The organism is Aequorivita sediminis, assembly GCF_032080575.2.
Classification (GTDB): domain Bacteria; phylum Bacteroidota; class Bacteroidia; order Flavobacteriales; family Flavobacteriaceae; genus Aequorivita; species Aequorivita sediminis.
Map to the genome: position 1 here is coordinate 174,635 of NZ_JAVLSO020000001.1, position 13,313 is coordinate 187,947.

General features: G+C 33.8%; 14 protein-coding genes. 4 read left to right on the forward strand and 10 right to left on the reverse strand.

The annotated features are described in order from the left end of the window. Positions 1-114 precede the first annotated feature (114 nt). From RT250_RS00820 to RT250_RS00835, 4 genes are all read left to right on the forward strand, one after another. Entirely contained in the window at positions 115-1,050 is a 936-nt protein-coding gene (locus RT250_RS00820) for a T9SS type A sorting domain-containing protein (protein ID WP_313111249.1), read from the forward strand. Positions 1,051-1,214: 164 nt separating this feature from the next. After that, positions 1,215-2,138, forward strand: coding sequence for a T9SS type A sorting domain-containing protein (locus RT250_RS00825; protein ID WP_313111251.1), 924 nt, complete (start codon positions 1,215-1,217; stop codon positions 2,136-2,138). Between the two features lie 87 nt (positions 2,139-2,225). Beyond that, on the forward strand, positions 2,226-2,939 hold the full coding sequence (locus RT250_RS00830; protein WP_313111253.1) for a DUF4197 domain-containing protein: 714 nt from the start codon (positions 2,226-2,228) through the stop codon (positions 2,937-2,939). Between the two features lie 120 nt (positions 2,940-3,059). Next, complete coding sequence (locus RT250_RS00835) at positions 3,060-3,224, forward strand: Lacal_2735 family protein (RefSeq protein WP_313112164.1); 165 nt, start codon at positions 3,060-3,062, stop codon at positions 3,222-3,224. Between the two features lie 27 nt (positions 3,225-3,251). On the opposite strand, the gene RT250_RS00840 is transcribed toward RT250_RS00835, so the two are convergent. The 10 genes from RT250_RS00840 to RT250_RS00885 all read right to left on the reverse strand — a co-directional run bounded on the left by RT250_RS00840 (position 3,252) and on the right by RT250_RS00885 (position 13,256). Then, positions 3,252-4,031: an ABC transporter substrate-binding protein gene (locus RT250_RS00840; RefSeq protein ID WP_313111255.1), complete on the reverse strand. Its 780-nt coding sequence runs from the start codon at positions 4,029-4,031 to the stop codon at positions 3,252-3,254. After that, complete coding sequence (gene pyrF, locus RT250_RS00845; RefSeq protein ID WP_313111257.1) at positions 4,018-4,839, reverse strand: orotidine-5'-phosphate decarboxylase; 822 nt, start codon at positions 4,837-4,839, stop codon at positions 4,018-4,020. Before pyrF ends, RT250_RS00840 begins: the two co-directional genes overlap by 14 nt. 128 nt (positions 4,840-4,967) lie before the next feature. After that, positions 4,968-6,044 (reverse strand): peptide chain release factor 1, encoded by a 1,077-nt coding sequence (gene prfA / locus RT250_RS00850; RefSeq protein WP_139855050.1) that lies wholly within the window; start codon positions 6,042-6,044, stop codon positions 4,968-4,970. Positions 6,045-6,168: 124 nt separating this feature from the next. Further along, entirely contained in the window at positions 6,169-7,173 is a 1,005-nt protein-coding gene (locus tag RT250_RS00855) for a DUF3078 domain-containing protein (protein WP_313111260.1), read from the reverse strand. A gap of 10 nt (positions 7,174-7,183) precedes the next feature. Next, on the reverse strand, positions 7,184-8,362 hold the full coding sequence (locus RT250_RS00860) for an AIR synthase related protein (protein WP_313111262.1): 1,179 nt from the start codon (positions 8,360-8,362) through the stop codon (positions 7,184-7,186). A 76-nt stretch (positions 8,363-8,438) separates the two neighbouring features. After that, positions 8,439-9,953, reverse strand: a complete 1,515-nt coding sequence (locus tag RT250_RS00865; protein WP_313111264.1) for a carboxypeptidase regulatory-like domain-containing protein — start codon at positions 9,951-9,953, stop codon at positions 8,439-8,441. A 30-nt stretch (positions 9,954-9,983) separates the two neighbouring features. Further along, a complete protein-coding gene (locus RT250_RS00870) occupies positions 9,984-11,429 on the reverse strand; it encodes a CsgG/HfaB family protein (RefSeq protein WP_313111266.1) in 1,446 nt (481 codons plus the stop codon). Positions 11,430-11,436: 7 nt separating this feature from the next. Next, the gene (locus tag RT250_RS00875) at positions 11,437-11,799 is read right to left on the reverse strand and encodes a curli assembly protein CsgF (RefSeq protein WP_313111268.1); all 363 of its coding nucleotides are present in this window, start codon (positions 11,797-11,799) and stop codon (positions 11,437-11,439) included. Between the two features lie 148 nt (positions 11,800-11,947). Continuing rightward, entirely contained in the window at positions 11,948-12,667 is a 720-nt protein-coding gene (locus tag RT250_RS00880; protein WP_313111269.1) for a CsgE family curli-type amyloid fiber assembly protein, read from the reverse strand. Between the two features lie 76 nt (positions 12,668-12,743). Next, entirely contained in the window at positions 12,744-13,256 is a 513-nt protein-coding gene (locus tag RT250_RS00885; RefSeq protein ID WP_313111270.1) for a hypothetical protein, read from the reverse strand. Positions 13,257-13,313 lie beyond the last annotated feature (57 nt).

Genomic DNA, 13,313 nt, shown 5'->3' on the forward strand with positions numbered 1-13,313 from the left:
ACCATACGAACTTAACAGCTATATATAATAATGATAATTTTTAAAAATATTATGGTAATAATTCAATTTATTGTATCGTAGAGTATTAATTACTTAATCTAAATATAAAATATTATGAAAAAAATCTACTTATTAGCATTTGCTTTAGGAGCATTTGCTTTTTCTACTCAAGCTCAAGTAGAATTAACCGACGATTTTGAATCTTATACAGTGGGCGATGTATCACCACAAGCAGATCATTGGCGTACTTGGTCTGGTAATAGTGGAGGTGCTGAAGATGCAGACGTAACAGACGATGAGGCTTTATCTGGAATCAAGTCATTACATATTGACGGATCTGGAATTACAGATATGATTTTATTAACACCTACTGCCCCAATGTTTGGAACATATACTATTCAATGGTACTCCTATATTCCTGCTGGCGCTTCTGGATATTTTAATATGCAAGCAGCATTATCTGCAAGCGGTTCGGCATGGACACAAGCCTTAATGGGTGGAAATGTTTATTTTAACTGTAGCGGTTCAGAAGCTGGACAAGGTGGAGTAACGGGACAAACAGATTGTTCAACTTACGATCAAGTATTTACGTTTCCTGAAGACCAATGGTTTAAAACAACTTGTGTATATGATTTAGACAATCAGGTTTGGGATATGTTTATTGATGGACAACAAGTAATATTTGCACAAGTTTTTGAATTTGGAGGTCAAGTATTTACAGAACTAGCAGGAATTGACTTCTATTCTGCAAGTCCAAATAACGACATGTATATCGATGATATAACTATGGCTAATGGGATTCTAAGTACAGAAGATTTTACTGAAGATAAATTCTCTGTATATCCTAACCCTGTAAAGGATATATTAAACATCGAATCTGCAGCTTCGGTAGATAAGGTAATTGTTTATGATGTTTTAGGAAAAGTTGTGCTTCAAGAGAAGCCAGGAAAAATTTCTCCTACAGTTAATTTGAGCAGCCTTTCTTCAGGAACATATATGGTTAAAGTAACTATCGGAAACAACTCAAAAATTGTAAAAATTGTAAAATAAGGAAGAGTTTTAAGAGTTTAATTTTAAAAAGGGTCCTTAAGCTTTAAGGGCCTTTTTTATTTCTTAAAGCTAATTTTTTTTAATAAAATCATCAAAACATCTTTTTTTTATATCATTTTATTATATCTTAGACCCTCATAAAATCAAAAAAACTTTAAAATATTATGAAAAAAATTTACTTATTAGCATTTACTTTAGGAGCATTTAGTTTATCTACATCTTATGGGCAAATTGACCAACAAGATGATTTAGAAAGCTATTCTCCTGGTCCTATCTCAGCCCAATCTGACTATTGGAAAACTTGGTCTGGCGAGGAAGGCGGCCCAGAAGACGGTATCGTTGCATTAGACCAATCTAACTCTGGGGCTCAATCCTTATTGATTGACGAAGTTGACGCTCCTGCTGGTAAAGATCAATTGTATATTATTGATAGCCAACCAGACACCGACATTTACACTGTAAGATTTAGCATGTACATCCCATCTGGAAAAGAAGGATATTTCAACTTACAGGGAGAAACACCTGCAGGTAGCCAAGGTGATGGTTCTTTCCTAAGCCCTGATATTTATTTTAACCCAGATAATATGACTCCAGGTCAAGGTCAGGTTGCTGATGGATCTGCTACTTGGGCTTTCCCTCATGATGCATGGTTCCCAGTAGAATTAATTTTAGATTTGGATAACAAAACCCTTCAAATGAATGTAGATGGATTACCAGCTATTTTAGAAGGAACTCCATTTAACGATATGGCTGTACCTTATTTTGGAGCTATTGACTTTTACGCACCTAGCGAGTTTACAACTTACTACATTGATGATGTAGTTACAGCTTTTGGCTTACTAAGCACTGAAGATTTTAAAGCTGATAAATTTTCTGTTTACCCTAATCCAGTAAAAGATTTCTTGAACATAGAAACTGTTAATGCTGTAGACCAAGTAATTATTTACGATGTATTAGGAAAAGTTGTACTTCAAGAAAACCCAAGTACTATTTCTCCAAGAATTAACATGAGCAACCTTCCATCTGGTGCTTATTTAGTTAAGGTAAAAATTGGAAACAGCTCTAAAACTGTAAAAGTTCTTAAATAAGAATTTTAAATTAAGTTAATAATTAAAAGACCCTTCAATGTGAAGGGTCTTTTTTTATCTTTGAGGTTTCTATAAAACACAAACAAAATGTATTTAAAAAAATTTTTCCTTTTTATTAGTGTATTCACGCTATTTTCTTGCGCTGAATTACAGCAAGTAGTAAACACCCTACCAACTGACACAGGTATAGGTATGGACCCTCAACTAATAGGAAACGGTCTTAGAGAAGCTTTAGACAAAGGAATAGATAAACAGGTAACAAAGCTAACGAACAAGGATGGATTTTATAAAAATCAACTCGTGAAGATTATGTTACCATCAGAATTGCAAAAGGTAGATCAAACCCTACGCGATATAGGCCTTGGAAGTCTTGCTGATGAAGGGATTAAAGCATTAAATCGCGCTGCTGAAGATGCTGTAAAAGAAGCTACACCTATATTTGTAAGCGCAGTAAAGCAAATAACCTTTACGGATGCAAAAAACATTCTTCTAGGTCCAGATAATGCAGCTACTAATTATTTAGAACAACGCACTAACACTGCTTTATATTCAAAATTTAATCCTGTAATAAAAAACTCATTTGCAAAAGTTGGAGCAGATCAAATTTGGACAAATATTATTACAAGATATAATTCAGTTCCTTTTGTCACTAAAGTAAATCCAGATTTAACCGACTACGTAACCAACGAAGCTTTAAAAGGTGTTTATACAATGATTAGTGTAGAGGAAAAAGATATTAGAAACAATATCGGTGCAAGAACCACAAAATTACTCAGACAGGTATTTGCGATGCAGGATTAATATACTTAATGAATTAACAGTATATATCACTAACTTACATTCTTTTAGGAGACTATTAACCAAGCCTTTGCAACATTTTGGCTTTATTCAAACTACCTTTGCATTTGTAAAAATGTGGCAATGACTAATATGTTTAGGAAAAAATCGAAGCTTGAAAAACTAGAAGAAAAATACACTCTTTTAATGAAGAAATCTTTTGAAGCTTCTCTAAAAGATATTGAGAAAAGTGAATCATTTCAAAGTCAAGCCGATAAAATTAAAAGCGAAATACAAAGGCTCTCATAGAACAGCCACTTCTAATTGTTTCTGATACTAGCTTTCGTGAAGTCCTTTAAAGTACTCAAACGCTTTTGTCATTCTACTACCATACCAACTAAAGTATTCACCATCTACTAACTTAACTTCAGCCTTAAATTCTTTTTGTAATTCTGAAATGTGCTTTTCTTTAAAGGGAAATGGCTCTGTGGAGAGCAAAATGGTTTCAGCCTGCTGTAATAATTCTTTTGGAACCTCAGGATAACGAGAGTTTTCATCAGTAAAGAGATTTTCAAACCTATTTAATTTTAGTAATTCATTGATGAATGTATCTCTCCCTGCAGCCATATACGGATCTTTCCATATTAGGTAAACTACTTTCTTTGTAGGAAACTTCTCAGAAAATGCTCTGAAACCATTCCATTCGGATAAAATTTTTGAACTTATTTCCAATGCAGATTGCGAAACTTCAAACACCTCCCCTAACTTAGTGATCATTTCAATACATTCCGAAATATTTGAGATATCACTTACCCAAACTGGAGCTATTTTCTCTAACTCGATTACAATTTCTTCAGTATTCTCTTCTTTGTTACAGATTACTATGTCTGGATTTAAGGCTTTAACCTTATCGTAGTGCACATTTTTTGTACCTCCTACAATAGTCTTTTCCTTCCGAAGTTTTTTAGGGTGCACACAAAACTTGGTTACCCCAACTATATTATCGCGTAAACCTAAATCTACCAATAATTCGGTTTGCGAAGGTACCAAAGAAACAATTCTGGTGGGACTTTTGCTAAGTTCTACAACTCTATTTAACTGATCAATGAATTCCATCTAAAATGGTTTTCATTTCAGTTTGCATTTTCATTGCTACTTCAGCAGCAGCATCGGCAAAATCATTTTTATTTGAAGCGTAAATTATCCCTCTTGAAGAATTAATTAATAAGCCAATGTTTTCAGACATTCCATATTTACAAACATCTTGTAGGTTTCCGCCTTGAGCTCCTACACCAGGAACCAATAGGAAGCTATTAGGAACAATTTTGCGAATGTCTGCTAGATATTCTGCTTTAGTCGCACCTACCACATACATTAAATTTTCACTGTTGTTCCAAGTTTTAGAAGTTTCCAAAACCTCTTTGTAAAGTTCTTGATGCCCAACGTTTTTTGTCTGAAAATCAAAAGCACCCTCGTTTGAAGTAAGTGCAAGTAAAATTGTGTGCTTGTCTTTAAAAGCTAAAAAAGGTTCTACAGAATCTTTACCCATATAGGGAGCAACAGTAATCGAATCGAATCCTAAGTCTTCAAAGAAAGCTTTCGCATATCTTGAAGATGTATTGCCTATATCACCGCGTTTTGCATCTGCAATAGTATAAATTTCAGGATAATTTTTGTTTAAATAAGAAATAGTCTTTTCCAGAGATTGCCATCCTTTTAAACCATAAGCCTCATAAAATGCAGTATTTGGCTTATATGCCACTGCATATTGATGTGTGGCATCAATAATAGCCTTATTAAATGCGAAAATCGGATCTTCTTCCTTTAAAAGAAATTCCGGGATTTTATCAAGATCTACATCAAGTCCAACGCAAAGAAAAGATTTCTTTCTTTTTATTTCTGAAATTAATTGCTGGGTAATCATTATGGTTCAATTTAAATCTGACAAAAGCTTTTTGGAAAGTATCGATAAATTAAATAGAAGTGAATTTAACTAACTACAATTAAAAGTTGGTTAATCCCTACTTATAAGACTCGTAACATTAAACTATTTTAAAATGTTTCGCCTGTTTCCTTTAGTTTTTCTGTATTACTCACCAATTGCAATTCGTCTATTATTTCTTGAATATCTCCATTCATAATATTGCCTAAATTGTATAGCGTAAGATTTATTCTATGGTCGGTTACACGCCCTTGCGAGTAGTTATAGGTTCTAATTTTAGCGCTACGATCCCCACTTGTTACCATAGAACCTCTTTTAAGAGCATCTTCAGCTTGTTTTTTAGCCAATTCCATATCATACAAACGCGAACGTAACACTCTAAAGGCTTTTTCTTTATTCTTATGCTGAGATTTTTGATCTTGACACTGCGCAACCAATCCTGTTGGCACGTGAGTTAAACGCACTGCAGAATAGGTAGTGTTAACAGACTGACCCCCTGGACCAGACGAACAGAAAAAATCTACCCTTACATCTTTTGGATTTATTTCAATATCAAATTCTTCAGCTTCTGGGAACACCATAACTGTAGCCGCACTTGTATGTACACGACCTTGAGTTTCAGTTTGCGGCACGCGTTGTACACGGTGTACACCAGCTTCAAACTTTAGAGTTCCATAAACATCATCACCTTCAATTTCAAATTGTATTTCTTTAAAACCTCCGCTAGTTCCTTCACTTAAATCTATTACGTTTGTTTTCCAACCTTTACCTTCACAGTATTTTGTATACATTCTGAAAAGATCTCCAGCAAAAATGCTTGCTTCATCACCGCCAGTACCCGCGCGAATTTCCATAACGGCGTTTTTAGAGTCTTCAGGGTCCTTAGGCACTAAAAGAAACTTAATTTCCTCTTCTAATTGAGGCAAACGAGTTGACGCTTCGTCTAGTTGCAATTTTGCCATTTCAACCATTTCCGCATCGCTTCCATCCGAAATGATTTCTTGAGCTTCATTAATATTATCAGTAAGCTCAAGATATTCTGATCTTTTATCCATCAAAACTCTTAAGTCTTTGTATTCTTTATTCAATTGAATATACCTCTTCTGGTCACTGATTATATCTGGTTGAATGATAAGGTCACTCACCTCATCGAAACGTTGTTTTATTATTTGAAGCCTGTCTAACATAAATATTTATAATGAATGGCAAATTTACAATTTTTTAGTCGAAATTATTTCGATTGAAAAAATGAAATTAATTCTTGAAGAAACCTGAAATTTCTAAGTCTATTTTGTAGTGTTTTAAAGTAAGTTACGAGGTTTCTTTCGATTTAGATAGCTTATCAAAATCGATAACCACTCCTACACCAAGTATTTGTTTCCACTGAACACTTGGTCCTTCAAGAATGATTTCTTCGTTTGTGATTTCATTTCTTTTGGACTCTACTTTAATATCATTATCATATCTAAGATGAGATCCCAAAGTTGCTTTAACAAACTTATTTACTTTCATATCTATATTCACCTCCCAATCAATATCAATATTGCCAAAACTATTGACGTAATCGGTATATAATCTTAAATGACTATTCAATTTAATATTTTCAAAAATATTCTCTTCGTATTTATTAGTTAAAAGTATACCTATTTCTTGTTTTATATTATTACCCTTACTCAACATATTTCCATCCATATCGTAAATAGCTGGATTTACGCCAAATGCACCTCTATTTGCCAAATGATCATCCATAACAAAAGTGGTTTTTAAGGTAAATGGAGAAGCATAGAAAGATAAATGTTCAATTTTCTTACCGTATTCCATTCCAACACCAAAAAACATATAACCAGGCGCTAAAAACCTAGATATAGCTTCATCTTTATTAGGATATTTATAACCATTGGAAAACTGAGTACTAAAGCTAAATCTTGCAGAATAAAACCAATTGCTTATAGAATCGGTTTGCAACACTACGTTGGAATTTAATTCAATTATATCTTCGGTTTTTTTTACACCATTATCTTGTTGTTTGTTTAAACCGTATTTGAGATTTAATTCAGAGTTCCAAAACCATTTTTCCTGTTTATATTTTGCTATAGACTTAGTAGAAACAATACCCGAAATAGAATTTGTCCCTCCAGAATTCCAATTAGTAAAAGATACTTGGTTTAACAATAGGCCAGCCTCATTTTTGATTCGCCACCCTAAGTCAACAGTATCATTCTTTTTTGTTTTCACCTTTAATGAATCTGTATGCGCTTTTAAACCATAAGAGTTGAGAATCAGTAAAGGGAAAATTAACCAAAAAGTATATTTCATTATAATCTATTTAATATGTAAACGTGCCGTTTTCACCGGTTATTGTAAGCTTCTTTGTTTCTGAAGCCTCTACTCTACCCACAATTTGGGCGTCTACATTAAATGACTTTGAGATTTTTATAATCTCCTCAGCAATTTCTTCTGGAACGTATAATTCCATTCTATGCCCCATATTAAAAACCTTATACATCTCTTTCCAATCGGTCTTACTTTCAGCCTGGATAAGTTTGAAAAGCGGTGGAACATTAAAAAGATTATCTTTTACAATATGAAGATTCTCTATAAAATGAAGAATTTTGGTTTGTGCTCCTCCACTACAATGTACCATACCATGAATTTCTTTATTGGTAAACTGCGATAAAATTTCTTTAATTATCGGAGCATAGGTACGGGTTGGTGACAAAACTAATTTTCCAGCATCTAATGGACTGTTTTCAACAGTATCTTGTAGTTTTTTAGAGCCAGAATAAACTAACTCGGACGGCACTGAGGAATCAAAACTTTCAGGGTATTTATCACTTAGGTATTTTTCAAATACATCGTGTCTAGCTGAAGTAAGGCCATTACTTCCCATACCTCCATTGTATTCTTTCTCGTAAGTTGCTTGCCCAAAAGAAGCCAAACCAACAATTACATCTCCTGGTTTTATATTTGCATTGTCAACTACATCGCTGCGTTTCATTCTTGCAGTTACGGTAGAATCTACAATGATAGTTCGCACTAAATCACCCACATCTGCTGTTTCACCACCAGTTGAATATATGTTTACACCAAATTGTTTTAATTCGGAAATCAATTCTTCTGTACCATTTATTATTGCAGAAATAACTTCACCTGGAATTAGGTTTTTATTTCTTCCTATGGTGGAAGAAAGCATAATATTATCTACAGACCCCACGCAAAGTAGGTCGTCTATATTCATAATAAGCGCATCTTGAGCAATCCCTTTCCAAACAGATAAATCTCCTGTTTCTTTCCAATACGCATATGCAAGTGAAGATTTTGTCCCAGCTCCATCGGCGTGCATAATTAGACAATAGTCTTTATCACCCGTAAGATAATCAGGAACTATTTTACAAAAGGCTTTAGGAAATAAACCTTTATCAACATTTTTGATAGCGTTGTGTACATCTTCTTTACCGGCTGAAACACCTCTTTGTGCGTACCTATCTGTATTTTGTGAGCTCATTTAATAAAATTTACGGCAAAAATACGCATTAAAAAAAGCCCAGCAAAGTGGGCTTTTTGAAAAATGGTTAATTAGTTTACTCCCAATCAGGCATAAATGCATTTTCAAATAGAAGCGTTCTACTTTCGCTATCACCTATTTCTAATTGATATACGTCTTTTTGAGAAATACCATCGTTGGAGGTATTCGTAAATATCACAAAGGCTTCATTTGGTGAGAATATAGGTTCTAAATCATTAGTACCATTAGGTTTTTCACCAGAAATATCTGTAGTTGTATCTGTTACTATATCGTATAGGAATATTCTAGAATTCAATCTTCGATAATCTAAAGGTTCAAAGCCATCCACGTCATAGGAGTATACGATTTTAGAATTTGTTACAGAAATATCTAATCCTCCTGCACCACCAGGAAGGCCCGTAATAAGAGTATCTAACACTGTTCCGCTAAAATCGATAGTAAAAATTGAAATATCATATCCGCTTAAATTATTTGTTTTCAACACTATTAGATCGCTATTTTCACTAACAGCTATTTCAGAAATTAAAGAACCATCGGTAGTTTGGTAGACTAATTCAAGATCTTGTCCGCTTGATCGAATTCGATATAATTTATCTAATACTGGGAAGTATATACGATCACTCGTCGGCGGCCATGATATATTTATTTCATTCAAATTAAAACCATTAGGCTTTACGTTTGAGGTAACTTTAACCTTATCCGTACCATCGCGATTCATAGTGTATATATCGGCTTGGGCACCGGTTGTTTGTAAGTATGCAATTCTATTAGCGGCAACATTTCTACGTGGTCTGTAACTATTTGTATTTTCAGATGTTAATTGAAATTCATTACCTTCTTCATCAGCTGAAAATATCACGTTATTACCATTGATGTTTCTGACAAAGAGAAATCTATTTTCAATAGGTGCGGGTTTAACTTTAAATGTACCAACAGGACTTAATACTGGAGGATTATATTCATCCGCAGCTGTTACTTGCCAAAAATATTGTGCGCCAAGTATTAGTTCTGGATATAGATATATGGTATCATTTAAATCGTCAAACATTACTACCACATCATTTTGGTCGTTTCGCAATTCTAATTCGAATGTTATAGGATCTCCTTCTGGGTCTATTGAACTCCATTGAAATAGTGCCTCTACACCATCAATAACCTCATTTTCTGCTGGCATTAACAATTCAGGAGCTGAAGGAGGTCTATTATTTGCTGTAGACACCTCCATATCGAAGATAACATTAACAGTTTTATTCGCAATAACAGTTGCTGGTTCATAACGCGCTAAATAACCATCTAAGCGAGCTAAAACTGAATATTCTCCCGCAGGTACATTTTCTAAAATAAAATAACCAGCATTATCTGTAAACACTGTGCTAGTAACTGGGCTTGTAGATATTCTTACATTTTGCAGTGGTTCGTTTGTTCCTTCGATTACTGCCTTCCCGATAATTTTACCGTAGGCGTTTTCGTCAATTCGGTCTTCGTTACAACTAACCAAAACGACAAATAACAAGCATAAGAACTTTATATATGTAAAACTTCTTCTCATATGTATGTTATATTTGATCATTAATGTTATTTTCTTAAAACAACCCAACTATTAATTATTAAGCGGTGATATTTCAAGTTGATCACCTTCTTGGTAAATCTTCTTTTTTGATCTAGACGAACCAAAGTGATAACTCAATCCTAAGCTCATTGTATAGTAAAAATCATCTCTTCTTCCGTGGGGTAAATTGTCAATTTTATCTGAGAATGTAACATCCCACTCTCCATTAAGCACAAATGATACTCTAGGAGATACGCGATATTCTAATCCCGCCCCAAATTTTAGGTTGAAGAAGCTATCCCAACGCTGCAAATGACCAATAGGACTATCATCAGCAAATAACAATATGCCTGGACCTGCATAAAAAATTGGTCCTAATCTGTCGTTAGGGAGCATATTGTACTCAACATTAAAGCCTTGACTGAGCCACCAATGATTTATTTCTGGAGTAGAGTTGAGCCTAAAGAACTGAAAATCTGTCGCTACCCTTAATTCAGGGATGATAGAATATTTATATATAAATCCAAATTTGTAATCTAATATTCCAGTTGAATAATCGCCATCAACAAGAGCCATACCAGCATTAAAATTGAACTGACTTTTATAATTATTTTCTAAATATCTTCTTTCATAAAGCCCGGTTGACTCTTCCACCTCTTTCTCAAGTAAGTATTCATCTACAATTTCTTTATTTTTTTCAACTCCTTCTTTAGTCGACCACAATTTATCTTTAATTCCTTCAATGATCAGCATTTCTACAGATTTTTCAATTGCCTCTTGAACTGCCATTTGCGCTGGTTCATTTTTTGTAAAACCTGTTTCAACCTCAAGCAAACGTTGAAAGTTTACGTATTTGAAAAGACTTACATCCACAGCCTGCGATAAAACTGTTTTAGACACATATACTGTTTTCAAAACTTCCCCAGTATTAGTAGATACCGCACGTAAGTAAACCGTTATTCTGTCTTGTCTATACTGTGTAGAACCTCCTACACCAAAATATTTTGCACCAGCACCACCAGTTAGGATATTGGAATCATATGACACCACTCCACCTTCTAACAAAACACCAGCGAATAAAAGTGGTGGTAATCGCGTAGGGGAATTATCGTTAACCCTTCTATGTTCCTCTCGGGTGGACCGAATAATCTGTCGCTCATTTAAAAGATTACTTATATTTTCACGTTCAATGGGCCTAAACCACTTGGAATCTTCTAAAGCTTTTATCAGTATAGTTGTAGCCCCTTGTGTAATTGCTGTACTGAAGGTGCTTCCATTTTCTATATTTTTATATTGCCCAGTTTGGTCTTTAAAGTTATATACGCCAGCAATTATTGCTTCTTCTGGCTCGGGAAGCGTATAAAGTGTCGTTGTTTGTTTTGTAATTTCCCCTATCCGAGCCTCTTGCGGCCCTACGGGTTGATTAAAATAAGCACCACAACTCCAAAGCATTAAAGAGAGAGCTACAATACAAAGCTTTGTAAATGTATTCTTCATAGAGAATTTAATTTGGAATGATTATTTGTGTTGCTTCACCTGTGACTATATTTAATACATTTATTACCAAACCACCAGATGAATCAAATACTTCATACTGAAAATCCCCACTAATACTAGTCCCTTCAGGTGGAACATTGTCTTTGGTAAACTGGTTTCCACCGAATCCCCCGAAGCCTCCTAACCGATCAAAAGCATCAAACTGAGAATCGTCCTTAAATGAGTTTTGAGCATTTGCTGAATTAAGCAACCAAGAGCCATTAAATGAATCTCCCCCTACAAAAGATGGATTTATAGGTTTATACACAAGCTGTTGCCCGTAACTTATGGAAGAGATAGTTATAAATAGGAAAAAAACTAAGTATTTCATCTTAATTTGATTTAATTATTTTACAATGAATAATAACATGCTTTAAAGCCAATGAAAAGATAAGAAAATTATAAAGATTTTTAACATTAAAATCCAATAATTAACAATAAAACCTTCATATAAATATAAATAGTGAAATGGTCAATTCCTAATAATATTTCTGTGTATGCTTTCTCTCTTTATATTGATGTAAAAACCAATAAACTTTTCTAATAGCAATATCAGCCATTTGTTTTAAGTACTCCGATTGTGGCCTAACAAAGAATTCTAACACCTTTTCATTTGCAACTAAAACTTCTATTTTAGTGTTATTGTTTAATGACAAAACTTCTTTAATAGTTACAATTTCCGACCCGTTTATATTATTTAATCTATAATTTTGATCAAACATTTTATAGAAATCCCTACCTGGTTTTGTTTTTGTATCTTCAGTAACGATTCCTCCAATCATAACACCATCCACTGGCTTGGTGCTAACATCTGGCGAAGGACTTACCGCCCTTTCTCTTTCGATACTATCGTTTTTTTGCAAGGCTAAATCCTCTTCCGTCGGATTAATTACATGACGATCCATACCTAATGGTGTGTCTTCGTCGTCATAAACTAGGAGTAATATAATTACGCGTTGCTCGTCGCTAACATTTATAGTTGTTGTAGATAGATTTTTTTTCTCCCCAATTTCAAGCACAAATCTGCCTCTTTGATCGTTTTTTGATGTGCTGGCATTTTTTTCTTCATTTTTAATTACAGAAAGAACATAATGTAAACTTTGGTTCGATACAGTTTTATTTACAGCCGAGCCCGTTATGCTATAAATATTTCCATATTGTTGTATATTAATTTCAGCTTCAATTTGGGAATTATACATTTGCGAATGAGCAATGCTGGGGAAAAACAGCAACAAACATATAGATAGGCTATATTGTAGAAATTTATACAAAATTTTAATTTTTTAAGCTTCGAATTATAACAGTCTGATTATTACCTTTCATAGTAACCAACATTTTATCGGACATTGAATTTTGGCTGCCAAGCCGGATTAAATTTTGATTAGCTCCAAATTGCACAACATTTGTAGCATGTATATCATTGTTATTAGGACTAATATCTGTGAAGCTATGATTATCACCGATTTGTAAAACTTCCTCGGAAATTTTGTTTGCAGAAATAAAAAGACCTACATCATTACGGTTACCAATTTGGAACAATTCCACATCACTTTGGTTTGATTTTAAAATAGAAAATGCAGCATTATCGTTTCCAATTTGTTGAACAAAAACACTATTTCTAACATTACTTGGAAGTACAGCTTGAGATGCTACAACATTATAGAGCGAAGGTTTAGCTTGAATTTTTTCTAAGGCTTTATTGTCCTTGTCTTTAAATGTTTGAGCAGAAGACACATTTACAAAACAAAAATGAGCTAAGACTATAATTATAATATTGAAAGTTTTCATCTTTATATTTTTTAATGGTCTTGTTGAAGATATTGATTTTTTTGAAAATTAACAACT

Coding starts and splice junctions, on each gene's coding strand:
- pyrF (WP_313111257.1), bottom strand. CDS start 4,839: ATGATTACCCAGCAATTAATTTCAGAAATAAAAAGAAAGAAATCTTTT.
- RT250_RS00825 (WP_313111251.1), top strand. CDS start 1,215: ATGAAAAAAATTTACTTATTAGCATTTACTTTAGGAGCATTTAGTTTA.
- RT250_RS00885 (WP_313111270.1), bottom strand. CDS start 13,256: ATGAAAACTTTCAATATTATAATTATAGTCTTAGCTCATTTTTGTTTT.
- RT250_RS00880 (WP_313111269.1), bottom strand. CDS start 12,667: ATGTATAATTCCCAAATTGAAGCTGAAATTAATATACAACAATATGGA.
- RT250_RS00855 (WP_313111260.1), bottom strand. CDS start 7,173: ATGAAATATACTTTTTGGTTAATTTTCCCTTTACTGATTCTCAACTCT.
- RT250_RS00870 (WP_313111266.1), bottom strand. CDS start 11,429: ATGAAGAATACATTTACAAAGCTTTGTATTGTAGCTCTCTCTTTAATG.
- RT250_RS00865 (WP_313111264.1), bottom strand. CDS start 9,953: ATGATCAAATATAACATACATATGAGAAGAAGTTTTACATATATAAAG.
- RT250_RS00835 (WP_313112164.1), top strand. CDS start 3,060: ATGACTAATATGTTTAGGAAAAAATCGAAGCTTGAAAAACTAGAAGAA.
- RT250_RS00875 (WP_313111268.1), bottom strand. CDS start 11,799: ATGAAATACTTAGTTTTTTTCCTATTTATAACTATCTCTTCCATAAGT.
- RT250_RS00820 (WP_313111249.1), top strand. CDS start 115: ATGAAAAAAATCTACTTATTAGCATTTGCTTTAGGAGCATTTGCTTTT.
- RT250_RS00830 (WP_313111253.1), top strand. CDS start 2,226: ATGTATTTAAAAAAATTTTTCCTTTTTATTAGTGTATTCACGCTATTT.
- RT250_RS00840 (WP_313111255.1), bottom strand. CDS start 4,031: ATGGAATTCATTGATCAGTTAAATAGAGTTGTAGAACTTAGCAAAAGT.
- RT250_RS00860 (WP_313111262.1), bottom strand. CDS start 8,362: ATGAGCTCACAAAATACAGATAGGTACGCACAAAGAGGTGTTTCAGCC.
- prfA (WP_139855050.1), bottom strand. CDS start 6,044: ATGTTAGACAGGCTTCAAATAATAAAACAACGTTTCGATGAGGTGAGT.